Origin of the sequence: Actinomyces minihominis (assembly GCF_900187855.1) — a bacterium.
In the GTDB taxonomy this organism is placed as follows: Bacteria; Actinomycetota; Actinomycetes; order Actinomycetales; family Actinomycetaceae; genus Scrofimicrobium; species Scrofimicrobium minihominis.
Genome location: NZ_FYEG01000001.1, coordinates 22,110 through 41,073 on the forward strand (window position 1 = coordinate 22,110; position 18,964 = coordinate 41,073).

The 18,964-nt window shown below is 59.3% G+C and carries 14 protein-coding genes; 4 read left to right on the forward strand and 10 right to left on the reverse strand.

All coding sequences use genetic code 11. From position 1 onward, the window contains the following. Positions 1-73: 73 nt before the first annotated feature. The 4 genes from CS903_RS00110 to prfB form a co-directional block, all read right to left on the reverse strand. The gene (locus CS903_RS00110) at positions 74-1,393 is read right to left on the reverse strand and encodes a M23 family metallopeptidase (RefSeq protein WP_099331526.1); all 1,320 of its coding nucleotides are present in this window, start codon (positions 1,391-1,393) and stop codon (positions 74-76) included. Between the two features lie 3 nt (positions 1,394-1,396). After that, positions 1,397-2,311, reverse strand: a complete 915-nt coding sequence (gene ftsX / locus CS903_RS00115; RefSeq protein WP_099331527.1) for a permease-like cell division protein FtsX — start codon at positions 2,309-2,311, stop codon at positions 1,397-1,399. A gap of 2 nt (positions 2,312-2,313) precedes the next feature. Next, positions 2,314-3,003 (reverse strand): cell division ATP-binding protein FtsE, encoded by a 690-nt coding sequence (gene ftsE / locus CS903_RS00120; protein WP_099331528.1) that lies wholly within the window; start codon positions 3,001-3,003, stop codon positions 2,314-2,316. Between the two features lie 126 nt (positions 3,004-3,129). Further along, a complete protein-coding gene (gene prfB, locus CS903_RS00125) occupies positions 3,130-4,251 on the reverse strand; it encodes a peptide chain release factor 2 (protein WP_099331529.1) in 1,122 nt (373 codons plus the stop codon). Positions 4,252-4,322: 71 nt separating this feature from the next. Here prfB and CS903_RS00130 point away from each other — a divergent pair, with 71 nt between their 5' ends. Next, on the forward strand, positions 4,323-5,534 hold the full coding sequence (locus CS903_RS00130; protein WP_099331530.1) for a phosphotransferase: 1,212 nt from the start codon (positions 4,323-4,325) through the stop codon (positions 5,532-5,534). Here CS903_RS00130 and CS903_RS00135 read toward each other — a convergent pair. Together CS903_RS00135 and CS903_RS00140 are read right to left on the reverse strand one after the other, a co-directional pair. Further along, positions 5,531-9,025, reverse strand: coding sequence for an ATP-dependent DNA helicase (locus CS903_RS00135; RefSeq protein ID WP_129587544.1), 3,495 nt, complete (start codon positions 9,023-9,025; stop codon positions 5,531-5,533). The genes CS903_RS00130 and CS903_RS00135 overlap by 4 nt on opposite strands. Beyond that, the gene (locus CS903_RS00140) at positions 9,022-12,204 is read right to left on the reverse strand and encodes a PD-(D/E)XK nuclease family protein (RefSeq protein WP_099331532.1); all 3,183 of its coding nucleotides are present in this window, start codon (positions 12,202-12,204) and stop codon (positions 9,022-9,024) included. The genes CS903_RS00135 and CS903_RS00140 overlap by 4 nt, the downstream gene beginning before the upstream one ends. Positions 12,205-12,335: 131 nt before the next feature. On the opposite strand from CS903_RS00140, the gene CS903_RS00145 reads away from it, so the two are divergent. Beyond that, positions 12,336-12,560, forward strand: a complete 225-nt coding sequence (locus CS903_RS00145) for a DUF3107 domain-containing protein (RefSeq protein WP_099331533.1) — start codon at positions 12,336-12,338, stop codon at positions 12,558-12,560. A 104-nt stretch (positions 12,561-12,664) separates the two neighbouring features. On the opposite strand, the gene CS903_RS00150 is transcribed toward CS903_RS00145, so the two are convergent. Continuing rightward, positions 12,665-13,297 (reverse strand): ferritin-like fold-containing protein, encoded by a 633-nt coding sequence (locus CS903_RS00150; RefSeq protein WP_099331534.1) that lies wholly within the window; start codon positions 13,295-13,297, stop codon positions 12,665-12,667. Positions 13,298-13,488: 191 nt separating this feature from the next. Between CS903_RS00150 and CS903_RS00155 the strand changes: the two genes are divergently transcribed. After that, positions 13,489-14,988 (forward strand): DEAD/DEAH box helicase, encoded by a 1,500-nt coding sequence (locus CS903_RS00155; protein ID WP_242491675.1) that lies wholly within the window; start codon positions 13,489-13,491, stop codon positions 14,986-14,988. A 40-nt stretch (positions 14,989-15,028) separates the two neighbouring features. Here the strand turns inward: CS903_RS00155 and CS903_RS00160 are convergent, their stop codons facing one another. Next, positions 15,029-15,664 (reverse strand): MarC family protein, encoded by a 636-nt coding sequence (locus CS903_RS00160; protein ID WP_207203705.1) that lies wholly within the window; start codon positions 15,662-15,664, stop codon positions 15,029-15,031. Beyond that, entirely contained in the window at positions 15,661-16,509 is an 849-nt protein-coding gene (locus CS903_RS00165; RefSeq protein WP_099331536.1) for a PHP domain-containing protein, read from the reverse strand. The genes CS903_RS00160 and CS903_RS00165 overlap by 4 nt, the downstream gene beginning before the upstream one ends. Positions 16,510-16,545: 36 nt before the next feature. On the opposite strand from CS903_RS00165, the gene CS903_RS00170 reads away from it, so the two are divergent. After that, complete coding sequence (locus tag CS903_RS00170) at positions 16,546-18,117, forward strand: aminopeptidase P family protein (RefSeq protein ID WP_207203706.1); 1,572 nt, start codon at positions 16,546-16,548, stop codon at positions 18,115-18,117. On the opposite strand, the gene CS903_RS00175 is transcribed toward CS903_RS00170, so the two are convergent. Beyond that, the gene (locus CS903_RS00175; RefSeq protein ID WP_099331537.1) at positions 18,114-18,893 is read right to left on the reverse strand and encodes a YflT domain-containing protein; all 780 of its coding nucleotides are present in this window, start codon (positions 18,891-18,893) and stop codon (positions 18,114-18,116) included. The two genes, CS903_RS00170 and CS903_RS00175, sit on opposite strands and share 4 nt — an antisense overlap. Positions 18,894-18,964 lie beyond the last annotated feature (71 nt).

Sequence of the window (18,964 nt, forward strand, 5' to 3'; positions counted from 1 at the left end):
CCTTTCCCGATTGAGAGCCTCAGTCCGACGTCAGTAGCGAATCTTTGCCAAACGGCAAGACAACCCCACCACTTTACATATAGTCGAGGATATTGACAGGGGTGCCGTCAACGTACAGTGAGAGATGCAGGTGGCATCCCGTCGAGTTACCGGTGGTGCCCGTAAACCCAATCACCTGCCCGGGCTGAACCGATTGCCCGCTGGAAACCGCTACGCGTTCCATGTGACCGAACTGGGTCACCATGGATGAGCCGTTCACCAGTCCGTGGTTAATCGTCACCTGGTTGCCCAGTCCATCAATCCAACCCGCATAACTAACCACCCCGGCTCGGGTGGCAAGTTGTGGAACACCGCAACCCGGACCAAAGTCCGTGCCGTCATGAAGCCTGGGAATGTTGAAAATCGGGTGGATCCGCCAACCGAAAGTTGAGGTAATGGGTACCTGGTAGCTGAAGGGATAGCCGAAGAGTGCCGAGGACGAACCTCCCGTAGGAGGTCGACTCTCGATTACGAGGTCGTTCTCAGCATTCTCCCGGTCGATCCGCGCGATGTCAGCAGAGGCTGCCACCAGGGCTGCATCAAACTCTTGAATCTGCTTTTCGGCGTCTCCCTTACGGGCCAACCAATCCTTCTCAGCCTGAACCTGACTCTTCTGCAGGGTCTCAAGTTCGTTTAGCTTCCCCTCAACCGCAGCCTTTGCGGCCTCAGAGACCTCCAGAGCCGCTTCTGCTTCGACCTCTAGGAGGCCGATGCGTTCTGTAACTGCAGTCTGGCGCTCCTGCTGATTCCTCTGCACCACAAGGGAAGAACGAACTTCATCGAGCGCCTTTGACTGCACCCTGCCGAGTGCGCTGGCCGCAGCCGCGCGACTACTAATCTCTGCCGTACCTTCGGATGACATGACAACCTGCATGGGGGAGGTCGAAGTCCCCCGGTAAAGTTCGCGAGCCATACCGCCAACTGCCTGAGTCAGGTACTGCTCATTCTCTTTGGAGACCCCGACTGTCTCTGTCAGGCTCTGAAGCTCAGACTCCGCTTCATCGAGCTCAGCACGCACAGAACTGAGATGACGCTGGGCTGCTGCCAGTTCGGCCTCGGCATCGGCAAGCGCAATCTGGGCGTTAGCCACATCAATCTTGGTCTGTTCGGCCTGCTTGAAAAGTTCAGCGAGCTCCCTGTCAATCCCCAGAACCTCGTCCTTTAGGGAATCGACCTTGGCCTGGCTCTCATCCCTGCGCTTCACCGCATCTTCCCGCTGGTCTGCATTCGCACCGGGAACAGGCATGGCCAGGACCATCATTAGGACAAGCGCAGCCGCACAGACGGCAGCAGCGATCTGCACCCAGAGTCGGCGCGTTTTCATCTGCTTCCTGGAGCGCTCAGAAGTCTTCATTTGTCACACTCGCGTGTACTTGGCCAAGGAGATCGCTGATGCCACCAAGGCTAACAGAAGGGCTGCCCCCACCAGTAGGGGGGTAATTAACCAAACATCGGAGTAGCTGATGAAACGAGCCCATGTGAATGAGCCTGCAAGCCAGTTGTTAACCAGCAGGTGCACCCCCCCAAACAGGGAGCCAACGGCAAGACCAGCACCAACGAGAGCTGCGACTGCGCCCTCAATCATGAACGGAGCCTGGATAAAGAGGTTCGAAGCTCCCACGAGTCGCATGATTTGGGTTTCACGTTCACGACTCATTGCGCTGAGGCGAATAGTCACCGTGATTAGCAAGACGGCTGCGACCACCATGATGGCTGCCAGGGCAAGCGACAGCATCTTGGCCTTTTCGATGACGTTAAACATTGGTTCAACTAGTTCACGCTGGTCGCGGACTTCGGAGACACCGGGGCTCCCCCCGAACTCCTCCTGGATGATCTCGTACTGTTCGGGATCAACCAGCTTCACCCTGAAGGAGAACTGGAGCATGTCCGCACTGGTCCAGTCGGCCAGAGCCGTATCGCCGTAAGCCTGCTGAAAGGCTTCAAAAGCCTCCTCCTTGGTCTCCTCATAGACAGTCTCGACATACGGTTCGAGGTCGGCTGAGGCGAGACGGGTACGAACCTCATCAATCTGCTCCTCAGTCGCTTCCTGGAGATCACAGGAGGGAGCACGATCGTCGATGGCGCACATGTAGATCGAAACCTCGATCTTGTCGTACCAGTCGCTCTTAAGCATGTTCACCTGGATCTGTGCCAGCGCTGCCACACCCACAAAGAGCAACGAGACATAGGTGACGATAACAACGGCGACAGCCATGGCCTTGTTTCGAGCGAGACCCTTACCGGTCTCGGAAAGTACAAATCGCAATCGCATGGTTAGCGTGTCCCCCCGTAGACGCCACGGTTCTGGTCACGGATGACGCGTCCGTCCTCAAGCTCAATGACGCGCTTACGCATCTGGTCGACAATCTTCGAGTCATGGGTGGCCATGACAACGGTCGTCCCCGAGCGGTTAATTCGATCAAGTAGGCGCATGATACCCAGGCTGGTCTCGGGATCCAGGTTTCCAGTGGGCTCATCGGCTAGCAAAAGCGGCGGACGGTTCACCATGGCCCGCGCAATTGCCACCCTCTGTTCTTCACCGCCCGAAAGCTCACTTGGGAGCCGCTCCTCTTTGCCCTGGAGCCCAACCATCTCAATCACCTCGGGCACAGCGGCCGCAATGGTATGCCTCGGCTTACCAATCACCTGCATGGCAAGGGCAACATTCTCGTAGACGGACTTTTGCGGGAGCAGCCGGAAGTCCTGGAACACGGTTCCCACCTGTCGGCGCAGCTTGGGAACGCGCCACTGAGACAGTTTTGTCAGATCCCGACCCAGTACCCACACCTCGCCCTTGGTAGCACGCTGTTCCCTGAGGGTGAGCTGGAGGAAGGTTGACTTACCGGAGCCGGACTTACCGACCAGGAAGACAAACTCTTCACGTTCAATCTCAAGTGACACGTCATCCAGGGCCGGGGCGGCGCCCCGCGCGTACACCTTGGTGACATTTTCGAAACGGATCATCTCTCACTACTCGCAGACTGGTTTGTCGAGGTCGGCGCCTAGGCGCATACCACTAAAGAGTAAGAGCGCGCCGTCCTCGAAATGAAGAGGCGCGCCCTGTTCCATGGTGTTCACATAGTCACCGAACTAGTAGTCCCGCTGGATGTTCTTCCTCCAGCGGATGCCAGCATTGATAAAGTCGTCCAGTTCGCCATCAAACACCGCCTGGGTGTTTCCGGACTCATGTTCCGTTCGCAGGTCCTTGACCATCTGGAATGGCTGGAGGACGTAGGAGCGCATCTGGTCTCCCCAGGATGCCTTGACATCACCCTTAAGCTCGTCTTTCTTCGCCTTCTCTTCCTCATGCCTGAGGATGAGCAAACGTGATTGAAGAACACGAAGCGCTGCCGCCCTGTTCTGAATCTGAGACTTCTCGTCCTGCATGGAGACGACGATTCCCGTCGGAAGGTGAGTCATTCGAACGGCCGAGTCAGTGGTGTTCACAGACTGCCCACCGGGTCCCGAGGAACGGAAGACATCGATCTTCAGATCAGCCTCCGGGATCTCAATCTGGTCGGTCGTTTCAATGAGGGGGATGATCTCAACCGCCGCAAAACTAGTCTGGCGACGACCCTGGTTGTCAAAGGGACTTATTCGTACCAGTCGATGCGTCCCCGACTCAACCGAAAGGGTTCCGTATGCGTATGGTGCCTCAACCTCAAATGTGGCCGACTTTATTCCCGCTCCCTCGGCATAGGAGGTGTCGAGGACGCGTGTCTTGTAGCCCTTGCGTTCGGCCCAGCGCAGATACATGCGCATCAGCATCTGAGCAAAGTCAGCAGCATCAACCCCGCCGGCTCCCGAGCGGATCGTCACTACAGCGTGTCGCTCGTCGTACTCGCCGTCGAGGAGCGTGCGAATCTCAAGATCTGCAATGTCCTTCTGGAGCTTGGTGATATCGGCTTCGGCCTCATCCAAGATCTCTTGCTTCTCTGCTACTTCATCCGACTCTTCCGCCATCTCGACCAGTGCTTCAAGGTCATCGATGCGGTCAATGACCTTCTGGAGACGCTCTAGGTCTGCCTGGTAGTGGCTCAGCTCCGAAGTAACTTTCTGGGCCGCATCGACATCGTCCCACAGATCGGGGGCAGCAGCGGCTTCAGACAGACGGGCGATTTCGGAGCGGATGTGCTCGGGATCTGAAACTGCCACGATGTTGTCCATGGTGGTTCGTAGCGCGTCAATGGCCTGGGGGAAGTCTGTACTCACATGTGAAGCCTAACCGATGACTTTTCGCGTGGGATCCTCCCTCTGCATGAAAGGCGGGATAACGTGGGTTCGTGACGACTGAACGCTACGCCCCAGCCCCCGTAACAGAGCTCGAACTCGCGGCACTCGGTGCTGCCGCAGTACCCACCCTTCAGGTCCGTGGTATTCGAGGCCCCATGAGGTCATCGGACTCTGGTCAATGGTTGTCCCTGGTTGATAACGGTGGCGGTGTTTGGCTTGCCTGGGCGCCATCATTTGCCTGGACGGAGCAGAAGGACAGCCGCCTTCACGCCATTGTGGAGATACTGCGGAAAGCTTCAGTTGCACATGCGATCCCCTTTACACCCGCGGGGATCGCTGGCTCGGTACGGCGTAGCGGCGGCGGTCAGGTCATCGTCTTTGAGCACCCTGGAGGAGTTGAGCTTACAGATGAGTCACTGAGTGAGATCTCGCTCCTTCCCAAGTCACTGGGCTCTTCACTTGCATGCCTGCATGAGCTTGATGCTCCTGAATACGCGCGCGCCTCGGGTCAGGCCGCTAATGCGCGTCAAACCAGACGTGCTCTCAAAGGACTAGTTGAGACGCATTCCAGCGCGATTCCTGCTCGCCTCCGTTCCAGGTGGCTTGATGCTCTCGAGGACGACTCCCTGTGGAACTTTGCAGCGGTACCTCTGCACGGCTCGTTGAGCTCCGAGAACGTCTTTGCAACCCCGGGTGGTGCGGTCCTAGGACTGAGCCGGTTCGATGGTGCGGCTGTTGGCGACCCTGCTCAGGACCTGGTTTGGCTCATGGTCAATGCCTCGGATGAGTTTCTCCGGGTGTTCCAGGCTGCCTATGCGAGCGGTCGTGCTACAACCGATCTTCATCTTCTTACCAGGGCTCAACTTCTCTCTGAGTTGGAAACACTGCGCTGGTACGCCCGGGGCGTTGCAGCGGAGGATCGGGTTTGGCGTCAGCAAGGTGTCCGAGCTCTGCGAGAGATGGATGAGGAGATTGGCGACCACCGCCTAGTCCCCCACAGGCCAGAAGTCGTAGAAATCACCTTCACTGTTGACGAAGAGCCCCTGCTTCGTCTGCAGCCACCTTCGGGCGGCGGGAGCCACCAGGTCGAGTCCGGTGGTTCACGCCTCGGCTCTGAATCCCAACTCACCGAAGGAACCGAAAACGCCACCGAACTGATAAGCATCGTGGCTGACGAGGAGACGGGGCCCTACACCCCGTTCCATGACGCCCGAGGAGGTCGAAGAGAAACCCCTGGTTCGGGCAGCGTTGAAGTTCCCTAGCTTCCCGCCGCCAGCTGCGAAAGAGGTACGGTCCACGTTCCACCCGGGTAAATGAAGACCAGGGAGCAGTCGACCTCGACACCTTCGGCAGAGGCGGTACTAGCCCAGGCTTCCCTGTAGTACTCAAGCTGAACTCCGTATCGCACGCGGTCTTCTGGGGAGAGCGTGTTGCGCGGCCGAGAAGCTGTCTTCCAGTCGATGAGGTGGTAGTTGCCCAACTCATCCTGGAGAACGGCATCGATTCGTCCGCGCACAATCGTTCCTCGGTCAGAGACCGTGAACGGAACTTCAACCGCCACCACCGTGTAGCCGGAGAAGTCCAGCTGAGCCGCCGACTTTTTGAGCTGTTCCAGCAAAGCCGAGTCTTCTGGCGACAGAGCGCCCCCCACTGGCACTTCCTCGTCGTGGTCGGTGTCGGCTGCCGAGGTTGAGAGCCTCCGTAGCCGCTGTTCAATCCAGCCGTGCAGCAACGTCCCTACCCGCGCCGATCGGCTGGGCTGCTGTGGAACGGGCCGAATCATGTCTTGAGCCCCGGCGACTTCATCCACGTGAAATCCCGCTAGCTCGGTGACTGAAATGGCACGTGATTTAGAGACTTCCGCAATTACCTCACGTGGGGTGAGGGTCCCGCCGGCGAACTCTTTGGTCCTATGGTCGCGTTCGGTAAGCAGGTGTCCAACGGCTGTTGCAAGGTCCTGATCTGCCAGACCCGCCAGATGCTGGGACCTATCGCTCTCTGCGCTACTCAGGGCACGAAGCTCCTCACCAACCCTTGCTGCAGCCTGTTCACTCTGACGACGAACCGGTCCCGGGTCTCGTGGGAACTGGGCTTCTGAAAGTCCTCCCACCAAGCTAGGCCAATTGTCCTGTGGTGGAAGAGCGGATATGCGGCCTCCGGTTAGGGCTGGGGCTGGAGCCGAAGGCTCTGTGATGTCCTCGGCCCGGACCTTTGTGACTGGAGCAACCCGATGCTCTCTCGTATCAAGGAACTCTTTCCATGATCCTTCTTCAAGAGTGCTTTCAAAAAGCTCTGCCATGAACACCGAGGGGTACCGCGGCTGTGAGCCTGAACCAAACCAGGACCCAACGATGAGAAGCGCCCGCCTAGCCCTTGTTACGGCGACGTAGGCTAGCCGACGCTCTTCGTCCTGGAGGTACTGGCCTATCTCTTCAGTCAGCAGGTTGGCACGCGAACCACCGGGAAGAGATGCATCCCAAATCTCAGGATTAGGCAGGTGACCCGAATCCTCACGAAGAGGGTATGGGAGTTCTGCCGATGTGCCCCACCAGGCTTTTTGCGGCGCTGGGATTACGGGTGGGCCCAGCACACCCTTGGCTTTTGTGCTTCCCCGGCTCTTAGTCAGGGGGAACCTGCTTGAAGCCACATCAACCAGGGCAACAGCATCCCATTCAAGTCCCTTCGAGGCATGGATGGTCATGACTTGGACCGCATTGGGATCGATGTCCACCGACGGTGCCGACAAGCCCCGCTCTTTCTCTTCAGTTGCATCAAGCCAGGCAAGGAAAGCATCCATCGTGGGACGCTCGGCTTCACGTTCGTAGGTCAGGGCAACATCTGCAAAAACATCTAGTACCGCCGTTGCATCCTCAGAGGTTGGGTCGGCCGCCGCCTCCTGGTCCAGCCCCATGACGGAGCGCGCTTCCTGAACCAGCTCAGAGAGTCCGCCCGTGTTACGCAGTCTAAGTTCGCGCAGCCTGGCGCCTAGGAGTGCAACCCGTCGAGCTCCCACCGTGCTGAGGCCGGTAACCTCCACCCCTTCAGCACACGCTTCAACCGCCTCAAGCAGGACCGAGGCCTCCCGTTCCCCGGACTTTTCACTTCGTCGTCGTGCAGCCCGGCGAGAAAAATTGCCCAGTGCCCGGTAATCGCCCGACCCCAGGTCAAGACCGGCGAGAAGTCGCAACAGCTGGGTTGCCCGCCCCACGTCAGCGGTAATCTCAAGTACTGCCCGCAGATCCTTGATCACAGGATGGCCCAGAAGGGAGTCTCCGCCGACTACCTGGGCTGGAACACCGTGTTCACGCAGTGCAGCAACCACGGGTTGAAGGGCACTGCGCGTGCGTGAAAGTACCGCCACTGAAGCCGGCGTTAAACCGCCATCCTGGGAGTACTTCCTTCGGGATGCTACAACGAAATCAACCGTCTCCCGGAGGGCATCTGCAGCCGTGGTGGTGAAAACCGCCTCGGATGACCCGAGGCCCGCACCGTTTCGAGTCTGAAGCTTAGGCAGAGCTATCGAGCCCCCGGATTGTGCCCCGGCAACACGAGTGTAATTCGGCGGTGTCGCGAGCGGCTGAGCCAGAACGTTGGCAGCGCGAAGAATTGCCTGATCATTTCTCCAGGCTGTAGAGAGGTTAAGTACCGTGCGGGGGGCCGAACTTGCCGAGAAACGTTGATGGAAGTCCTCCAGTGATGCAGCAGAAGCCCCCCTCCAACCGTAGATTGCCTGGTTTGGGTCACCGACCGCGGTGACCGGATGGTTGGCGAACAGGGCTGAAAGGAACTTCATCTGCGCAACAGAAGTATCCTGAAACTCATCAAGAAAGACGATCCTGTAGCGTCGCCGCAGCTCTTCACGAACTTCAGGAACCTCTTTGACGATTCGAAGTGCTGCAATGACCTGGTCCGCATAGTCCATCTGACCCAACTCAGACTTCCTACGATCGAACTCTTCGATGATTTTGAGAAGTTCGAGGCGCTGCCGCACCGTCTCTTCTCCGAGAATGAAGAACCCGGTATAAGCCCTCTCATTCTCAGCCCTGGCTGAATGGAACTGCTGGAGGAGGCGTTTCAACCCCTTTTCAGCTTCACGAAGTGTTAGCGCCTGGTTGGCGATTGCGTCACGCAGGCCGAGCGCATTGTTGACCACCGATGACTCAGCTTCATCCTTCGGTAGGTCGCCCTCCCAAGCGGCCACCACCTCACTCATGAGTTGCCAAGCCGCTGCCTCACCGAGGTGGGAGATCTGCGGGTCAAGACCAGCCCTAGCCCCAAACTCCTGAACGATTGAGAGCGCAAAGGCGTTGTAGGTCGTTGCCTCTGGGATATTGCTGAAGGTCAGTGCAGTCTGCGCTTCTCGGGCAGGCTCGCTCAGGGGCTTCTGCGCGGCCCGCAGGTCACCCCAAGCCTCAAGCCTTGTCCGAAGACGATGCGCTAGTTCACCCGCCGCTTTGCGTGTGAATGTGAGACCCAAAATGCTTTCCCCGGGGATCCCATAGTGGGCAGAAAGAAAGGTCGCCCGAAGCGACAGGGTTTCGGTCTTCCCTGAGCCGGCTCCCGCAACAACCAGAAGCGGTAACCCCTGCTCGACACCGTTCACCATCCCTGTCGGAGGATACTGCGCCACTGCGGCCTGTTCGTCCGTGGGCTCTTGCAGACCAAGGGCAGCCACAAGTTCGTCAAGAGTGGGAGCAGAGGAAGCCCGATCACCGGCTGGCGTTCCCGCAATTCTTTCCTGCTCCACAGTCACTCACTACTCCTTGTTGAATCAACCTGCGCCGGACAGACCTGCCTAAAGGGACAGAGCCTGCATAGTTGGGGCGCTGGAGAAGCCATTACTCGTGATCCCCCGAGTCGCCCCGAAAGCTCCGCCAACTGTCGCTTGGTCTCGGCGACCTGAGCCTTACCAAATGGCGCCTGTTCACTGAGAGGCTCACTGGCCTGAAGGAACAGCAGCGCGGCTCCGCCCGGATCAAACCCTCTCTCTGCAATACCCACCTGGTACGCCGCAAGCTGGGGACTCTCGGCACCGGCTGTTTTACTACCGGGTCGACCCGTTTTGATATCGATGATCTTGGCTGAGCCATCCGGCCCTATCTCTACCCTGTCGGCGCGACCGGAAACAATGATGTCCTCAACTTCAAACCGAATGGACTCTTCCGTGAGGACCTCGCCTTTGAAGGTGGCAAAGTACGCGCCCATTTTGGCGGCCATCGCTTCCATTTCGGCGTAGATGACGCGTTCCCAGAAGGTCTGCTTAGTTAGTCCCAGCCGATCCCACTCATCCCTCAGTGCCTCAACCATCCCGGTCGAGCCGGCGTGTGGATGACGTTCAGCCAAGCTGTGCATGATCGTTCCTATAGTTGCCCCGTCCAGTGTCAAGGCCTCTTCGTGGAGTACCTGGTTGCGTCCCCCAACGTCCTGGAGAAACCACTGAAGGGAGCATTCCTGGGCTGACTGCACACCGGATGGCCCCAGCCGAACTGGCCCCTGATCAAGAATCGGGTTCTCAGTGCTAAGTGAGCCGGTCGTACCCCAGAGTGCGGGATCAGCCTGAGAGATCCCCTCTGACCACAGTAGGGCGAGGACGCGCGCCGCATCGCGCTTCTCTTCCTCAGTACTTTCTACAGAGACAAGGTGCTTGCGCATCGATGCAATCAGGGCCTCTATTGTTAGTGGCTGTCCCCTGTCACCCAGGCTAGCCCGATCCGGTTCTCTCAGCTTCACCCGCCCGCTGTCAGCAAGTAACAGGAGGAAGCTGCTCGGCGCCGTGTCCTCGTTCTCTATGCCGAGCAGGTGCACATCCCCACTGGATCGGGAAAGGGCAACGAGGAACAATCGCGCCTCTTCCACCCGTCGGCTGGCAGCAAGTGACCGCGAGTCCGCACTGACTAGAGCCGCCCTGTCAGGGAGGAACCTCTCGATACTCTCCTGGCCCCTCCAACCACGCTGTTCGGCTTCCGCTAGCACGGAGTCCAGACGCGGCAGATCCCCCAGACCTCGGCGGGATGAAGCGGGCCAGGTTCCCTCTGAAAGTCCCGCCACCACAACGAGATTCCACTGTCGACCCGCTGCCTGCGCCGGAGTGACAACCCAGACCCCAGCTTCACTAAGCCCCCTGGGGACAAGTGGGTCAGTCGCGACACCCTGACTGAGGATCTCCCGAGCGAACGTGGCAGCATCAGCCTGCGCTGAATGCCGATCACTACGTTCCTGCTCCCAAAGGTCGGCCTTCCGGAAGAGTGCCAAAACGCTATCAAGGTCCTCTGATGCCGCGCGTCCCCGGGACGAGTCCTCAAGCGCAGTCTCCCTGAGGATTGGAGCCAGCCCCGACTGGCTCCATACCGTCCAGAGCCCCTCTCCGACAGGTTGTCGGGCAGCCGTTTTCCTTTGAGTCCATAGCTTTGCCGCAACCTTCAACCGCTTGGAGACGGAGCGATCAGCCCGTGAACCGGGTTCAAAAGTTCGGTTCGAGACTGCCTCAAGAAGAGCACTTGCCCCCCGGGGGCCATCGGCCTTCTCGGTGGCGCGAAAATCCCGCAAGACACGGAACAGGGCAAGCGAGTCCGCCCTGACCAGTGGAGAGAGTGTCAGTTCAAGAGCCCTTCTATCAAGCTCAAGAGGATCCTCACTGTCCGGTTCATCCACCAGGCACTCTAGGATCGAGCGAACCAGGGGAACTCGGCCGAGAATCACAGGTCGTTCTCCGCTTTGAACCGGAACTCCATTTCGGGCCAGAGCGCGTTGAATCCCGTCCACCTCACCTGAGTGACGAACAATGACCGCCATTTCCCGCCACGGCATCTTGTCGTAAAGGTGCCCCTCACGGAGGATTGCCGCCACCTGCTCAGACATATGCGAACCCGTCGTAAGCAGTTTTGCACTGACCTGACCGCCAGCTCCAGCTCCGGCGACCTCAGGCTGAGACCCACTTTTCTGCAGTGTTCCCAACCAGCTCTCTACCCCGTTAAGGACTCTGACGGCATCGGGTGGCAGGCGGTGCTGTTGTTTCAACGCCACCCGCTGAGCGCTAAGAGCCTTGGCCAATCTGGCCCCAAGGTCGAACACGCCACCGCGATACCCCGCGGTGGCTTCATCCGGGTTCGCTGTCACTATCACCTGGGATCCTAGTTCGGACATGGTCCCAAGCAGATTGAGCGCCGAAATCGGCAGATCCTGGGCGTCATCAACAATGACTCTGCCCGGCAGTGGGCGGCGTGCCGTCACGCCCTCCGATGCCGCATCCGTATCCCAGCGCCTGAGGATATTGGCGGCAATAAGTGGAATCCGCGCCGCATCAACGTTCGCAGTTTGCTCCGAAAAGGCTCTGCCCTCTCCTGCATACTCACGGTACGCCGCACCCGCGACCGTCCAGAGGGGAACGTCAAGGGTTTCACCAAGGACCCCAAGATCCTCGGGAAGCAGGCCAGCCTGACCACTGCGGGCCATCACATTGCGCACTTCCATTCGGAAGAGCGGGCTTTTTCGCACGGTCTCAGTGAAACCCCAGCTATCGGCCCCTTCGCCCTCTAGGAAGTCGGCCAACCACGCGTCTTCAGCTGCACCGGAGAGCATCACTGGTCGCGGCAGCGCCTCTTCCCTCTCAATCAACCAAAGTCCGAGCACAAGGTAGGCGTACGAGCTGAGGGAACGAACCAGACGGTGACTGCCGTCAGCCCGAAGACCGCTGAGCTCTGTCGCAGCTACCCGCGCCCACCTCGATTCAAACAGCTGTGCGCGGCGACGGTCGGGGACGATCACAAGAGCCGGCGCCCAGCCTTCAGGCTTTCTAGGCGCCGAAACCAAAGCCTGCAGGGCCACCGTACTTTTTCCCGAACCCGGAGCTCCGGTCACGAAGGTATTCAGGCCAGCATCGACTGCACGCATAGCCTCAAGCTGACTGGCATCAAGGTCAATCCGATTGGCCATTGCGCCCCCCTTCCGTCCCAACGCGTCTTTCGCTACCAGCGAGTATCCACCACCCCTCCGACATCTGCCGCCGCGGCGGCCGTAGACTGGATCTAGATCAAATCAGATCGGTGTCAGAGAAGAGAGAACTCGTGAAGATCACATTCAATTTACGTTCCGGCATCGGCGCCCTCACCCTTGAACTTGCCGGTGACGAAGAAGAGATTATGGAGCGCATCAAGACCGCGATTGAACACGGCACCATCCTCGACCTCACCGATGTGAAGGGTGATCGCGTTGTCATCCCCGGTCAGGCGATCGGTTATGTTCTGGTCCCCACTTCGCAGTCACATCGCGTCGGTTTCGGCCGCGCCTAGAGCCGCAGCTAATCCACCGTTTCAAAAGGAAACCCCCGTACCTGTTCATTTCATCCAGAACCGCCCGGGGGTTTCTTCTTGCGTAACGAACTTTTTGAGGTCGACTACGGCTTCAAGTTGACGTCCTCAAGACGCTCTCGGTAACGCCGTGTCGCAGCCTCGAAGATGGCATCGGCCGACTCCGGATCAATCGCGAGTTCCGGGTACGTGAACAGAGTCGCCCTCGCTAAACCAAAGGTCTCACCGGCAACCCGTCGCGCCCATAGGGAAAGGCGCATCGCCAGCTGCTCGTCCTCTTCTGTGAGCGGTGCCAGATGGTGGCGCACCCAGGAACCCTGCCCGAGGTCCCAAACGTTGAATGAGCCCGAGAAAATCTGGTGTCTTTCGCTAAGTTCGTTGAGGATATCTCCGAACACGCCAAAGATCACATAGCTCTTTACACAGCGTTCCCACCAGTTTGACGGCCTGGTGCGTTGATCCAGTTCGTCGAAGAGTCCAGCGTACTGACCCGCAGCCTCAACAATCGAAAAACCCCGTTCGGTGGCATAGGCATCAAAGTCGAGGAATCGTTGATATCCCGAGTCTGCCAAGCCTGCAAGGTCGACGTGAGCCCGGGTGCTTGGCGCCTGATCACCGTCCTTGGAAAGACGGGTCATCCCCGCAAGTGCACAGTACGCAAACAGGCCTACAACGGCACTGGTACCCGGTTTCTGCTGATCCGCTTCTTCGCTAGTCATGCTGCAAGCCTATAAGCCCACAGCCCTACACGCCACGAGTCCCGCTAGACTGATCTGCGGCTGCCCGGTCGCTTTGGCGAAAAACGGGCCGGGCCCCCTTCTTGAGTTGGGTCCCCTTGAACTTATGTTGCATGAAGATAATGCGCGATCGGCTGCCTGGATTAATCGTCTAACGAAGAAACAGAGACATCGTGAGCAACGAACAGACAGCAGTTGTTGAAGAGCGGTCCTTCGCGGATTTTGGGATTCGCGAAGAGATCGTTGAGGCGCTTGCCTCCAACGGTATTACCCACCCATTCCCCATTCAGGCTCTGACCCTGCCGGTCGCCCTTAAGCGCTCGGACATTATTGGCCAGGCCAAGACAGGTACCGGAAAGACGCTGGGTTTTGGCATTCCGGTTCTTGAGAATGTCATCGCACCCGGCCAGGAGGGTTACGAGCAACTCCTCAAGCCCGGCGCACCCCAGGCTCTGATCATCCTTCCGACCCGCGAGCTCTGCAAGCAGGTCGCCGATGACCTCCGTGCCGCAGGTAAAAACCTTCCGGTCCGTATCGTCGACATCTACGGTGGCGTAGCTTTCGAACCGCAGGTCAAGGCTTTGAAAGAAGGTGTCGAGATCGTTGTGGGCACCCCCGGTCGCCTCATCGACCTCGCCAACCGCGGACTCCTTGTCCTGAACCATGTCAGCACCGTCGTCCTAGACGAGGCCGATGAGATGCTGGACCTGGGATTCCTTCCGGACGTTGAAACGCTACTCTCTCAGGTCTCTGGCGCACGACACTCAATGCTGTTCTCAGCAACCATGCCGGGTCCGGTTGTCACCCTGGCCCGCCGGTTCATGCGTCAGCCCACTCATATTCGTGCGCAGGATCCCGACGACGAGGGCGCAACGGTAGCCAACGTTTCCCAGTTCGCCTACCGCGCTCACGCCCTCAACAAATCCGAGGTCCTAGCGCGGATTCTTCAGGCTGACGGACGAGGTCGAAGCGTCGTCTTTGTAAAAACGAAACGCACCGCTGCCGCCCTCTCCGATGACCTTGAGGGCCGCGGCTTTGCCGTCGGTTCCCTCCATGGTGACCTGGGTCAGGGAGCCCGCGAACGAGCCCTGCGTGCCTTCAAGAATGGCAAGATTGATGTTCTGGTGGCCACGGACGTGGCAGCCCGCGGGATTGATGTTCAGGACGTCACCCACGTCGTCAACTACCAGTGCCCCGAAGATGAGAAGACCTACCTGCACCGTATCGGGCGTACAGCCCGGGCCGGTAATAAGGGAACTGCAGTCACCTTCGTTGACTGGGACGATGTACCTCGCTGGGGACTCATTGCGCGCACGCTCGACCTCGACATCATTGAGCCTGTCGAGACCTACCACACCTCGGAGCACCTTTACGAGGATCTGTCTATTAACCCCGATGTAACCGGCCGACTTCCACGTTCCCAGCGCACCCGGGAGGGTCTGGATGCTGAGAAACTTGAGGACGTCGATGGCAAGGGCGGTGGAGGCGGACGCGACCGAAATCGCGGTGGTCGCGGAAATAGCCGCCGAAGCTCGGGTGAACGAGGACGAGGACGCGGGTCTAACTCCGGTTCCAACTCTGATTCAAAGCCAGCCTCTCAGCGTCGCCCCCGCAAGCGCACCCGCAGGACTTCTTCCGGGTCGACTGAGGGTTCTTCAACCAAGCAGGACTAGGTACAGGGGTTGGCTGCCGGAAAGGCGGCCAACCCGGCTTTTACGACTGGTAGGCGGCCACAAACTGGAAGAATGCGTCGGCAACCAGCTGGGTGGCAATTGCGGCCAGAAGGACACCGGCAATCTTCGTGAGGACCAGGATGCCGTTGTCACCGAGCAGGCGTCCCAGGCCAACTGAGAAGCGCATCGTGAAGTAGATGACGATGTGCATCAGAACTACCGCGGTCATGACCGCAACCCATCCACCGATGGTGCCGCCGCCCTGGTTTGCCGATACCATCACAGCGACGATCGCTCCCGGGCCCGCAAGAAGCGGGGTTCCGAGGGGAACCATGGCGACATTGGTCTTGGTGTCACCGTAGCCAGCGCCGTACTCTTCTTTGCCGAGGAGCAGCTCCATTGCCACCAGGAAGAGCAGAATACCGCCGGAAAGCTGAAGGGCTTCCATCGAGATGTTCAGGCCCTGAAGCAGGTACTTACCAACCACCGCAAAACCGACGATGACAACGAATGAGGTAAGGGTCGCCTGGAACGCTGCCTGATTCTTCTTCTGCCGATCCATGGTGCGCGTTAGCGCCAGGAAGACCGGGACTGTTCCCGGTGGGTCCATAATGACAAACAGCGTTGTAAATGTCGTCGCCAAGAGTGGCAACGAGATGATGGTTTCCAGGCTCAACTGCGCACGACCTCTAAGTTTCCTTGCTTTTCAATCTCAGCCAAAATATACGGCTCTGTCAGGTTTTCCCCCAAACTATTCGGCTTACCTGTGCCGTGATAGTCAGAACCACCAGTCATTTTGAGGTTGAGGTCGGCTGCGAGCCTCTCGACGTTGAGGCGCCCTTCCGGGTCGTGGTCCCGGTGATCGCGCTCTATACCGAAGAGGCCGGCCTCAGCCATCGCGGCAATAACTTCATCGGGAACCATCCACTTGCGAGTCACTGAGAACGGGTGGGCGAGGACGGGGACTCCCCCCGCGTTCCTGATTGCGGTGACAACCTCCACCGGAGTCGGCATCGGCTGGGGAACAAAGTAGGGGCCCCGCGGGTGAAGAGCCCATTCAAACGCCGCGTTGCGGTTGGGGAAGTATCCGTTCTCAACCAGTTCATCGGCCAGGTGGGGGCGTCCCATGACGGCCCTGCCTGCCCTCTTCGCGATTGAGTCCCAGCTAAGAAGCGGGAAGTCGACCATCAGGTTCGCCACCATCTTCTGCAGCCTGACTTCGCGGGCCCCCTTGGCGCGGTCGAACATATCGTTCAGCACCTGGTCCTCCGGGTCCATGAGAAACCCGAGGACGTGAACCGAGTGCCCCTCGTGAGCAGCGGAGATTTCGGCGCCGCGGACGAGATTCACACCGCGCGCCACGGCGGCTTTGGTCGCTTCTGCCCAGGCGCCGAAACTATCGTGGTCGGTGACACCAATGACGTCCAGTCCGGCTGCCTGAGCAGCAAAAATCAGACCCTCGGGACTGTCCGTTCCATCGGAGTGGTTTGTGTGAGTGTGTAGATCGATGATCGGGGGCATGCTCGCCATCCTAAACGAGCGTGAGAGAATGCAGGAATGACTGAAGAACTAACACCCAGGTCCACGAACACAGCAGCCGGGATCACTGATTCGGCTGATCAACCCCTGGAAGAGAGGGTCAACAACCGTTCGCACCGACCGTCCTCAGCTGCATTTCGCGACTTCATGGCGGCGAACTGGGGGGAACGAACCCCCCACGACCTAGCCAGGAGCGGCGCCGCCGACTTTACGGCCTCCCGTCACGAAAAGGTGGGCTCTAAGTTCGAGGGCGAACGCCTGGTCATTCCCGCCGGAGGTCTCAAGGCTCGCAGCAACGACACCGACTATCGCTTCCGGGCGCACTCGGCATTCGCTCACCTGACGGGACTGGAGGGTGAGATGGAACCGGACGCAGTTCTCGTCCTCCACCCCCTCGATGCGGAAAATCCCGATGAAGTTTCGACTCACGAGGCAGTCCTCTACTTTGTGCCCCGGGCCTCCCGCACCTCCGAGGAGTTCTACGCGGACTCACGGTACGGAGAGTTCTGGGTTGGGGCCCGGCCGTCACTAGCCGAAATGCAGGCCGCCACCGGCATCCGTTGCGACCACATCGACAACCTGAAGGATGCGTTGGCCAAGGACGCCGGCGCTGTTCAGTTGCGGGTGGTTAGCAACGCTGACGCCCAGGTCTCCGCCCTCGTCAATGAGGTTCGTCAGCAGGCCGGTCTCCCCGCCGGGGACGATGCCACTGACCTCGATGCCGCCCTCACGGAAGCACTGAGCGAGTTGCGTCTCTCCAAGGATGCCTATGAGATCAGTGAGATGGAGAAGGCTGTCAACGCCACCAAGGCTGGCTTCGAGAACATCATCGCTAACCTTCCCCGCGCCGCCGGGCATCCCCGCGGTGAGCGCGTGGTTGAAGGTGCATTCGCCTCGGTGGCACGGGAGTACGGCAACGGCCTCGGCTACGAGACCATTGCAGCTTCCGGTAACCATGCCAACACCCTGCACTGGATGGATAACTCGGGAGCAGTCCGGGAAGGCGACCTCATCCTCGTTGATGCGGGCGTCGAGGTCGATTCCCTCTACACCGCTGATATCACGCGTACCCTGCCGGTGAGCGGAAAGTTCAACCCCACCCAGGCGAAGGTGTACGACGCCGTTCTTGAGGCAGCCGATGCGGCTTTTGAACGCGCCAAGCAGCCCGGGGTTCGGTTCCGTAACCTGCACGAGGCGGCCCAGGAGGTGCTGGCGAAGTACCTCAGGGAGTGGGGGCTTCTTCCCGTCTCTATCGAAGAGTCACTCTCACCCGAGGGGCAGCAACACCGCCGCTGGATGCCCCACGGCACCTGCCACCACCTCGGTCTTGACGTGCACGACTGCGCCCAGGCGCGCCAGGAGATGTACCAGGACGGACTCCTCGAAGAAGGAATGATCTTCACTATTGAACCCGGACTCTACTTCCGTGCGGATGACCTGGCCGTTCCCGAAGAGTTCCGTGGGATTGGTGTCCGTATCGAGGACGACATCGTCATGGACTCAGTGGGTCAACCCCGAAGCCTGAGTGCAGACATCCCCCGGACTCGTGAAGGTGTCGAAGAGTGGATTCGTGAGGTGCAGTCCCGCTAGCGGGTTTCCTCCTCAACCAGAGGCTCTCCGTCATTCGGTTCCTCCGGCTTCTGCGCATCGCTGAGTCGGACACCGAACCGGGGAGCCTCATCCGGTCGTGAACCGTACTCTGTTGGCCTCTGGTTCTCAGTTGGGACACCCTGGTGCACAGCAGCCGACTCAGGCACAACCTCGCCCCCCTCTAGAGGCTGAGGATTACCCTCCCTTTCCCCAGAGGTTTGCGGGACATGTGGCGTCACCGGTAGCGGGTTTAGCCGTTCAGCCCCTTCCCGACGGACTGGGCGACGCGGCTGGCCGGTCATGTTCCCCGGCAGTCCTGAAAGTACAGAGAAGGCTCGATCAGGCATCTCTTCAACCAGGATCGCGTAGCGTGACGCAACCATGGTGCTCTGAGCGACAAAGTTTGACCGCTTCTTCCTCATTGCCCAGGAGATACTGGTGATGAGAACGCCCAGCAGAACCCCAACTGCAATCAGGGTGATTGGAACGATGACGGGAGCACCCGGGTAGAAGAGTATCGAGAACACACCCATGAGCAGACCCCAGGTCAGTCCCTGGGTGGCTCCCGAGAGTGCAACCCGCGCCGGGGTCATTCGGCCCAGGATTCGCTCCGCGAGGTGGAGGTCGGAACCGACAATCGTGACACCGACGATAGGAATCTGGTTCTCGCTCAGCAGCTCAACCGCAGCGGTCGCTTCCTCATGAGTGCGAAAAGCCGCAACCTCCGTGCCCGCAGGCATTCGGGGTGAGCCAGTTGAAACGATGTTCCGGGCCATACACCTGTCCTTATCTGTCGGTTCCCCAACCCTACTTTCATTGGAGACTCCGGGCTAAGCTCTTCGCCCAT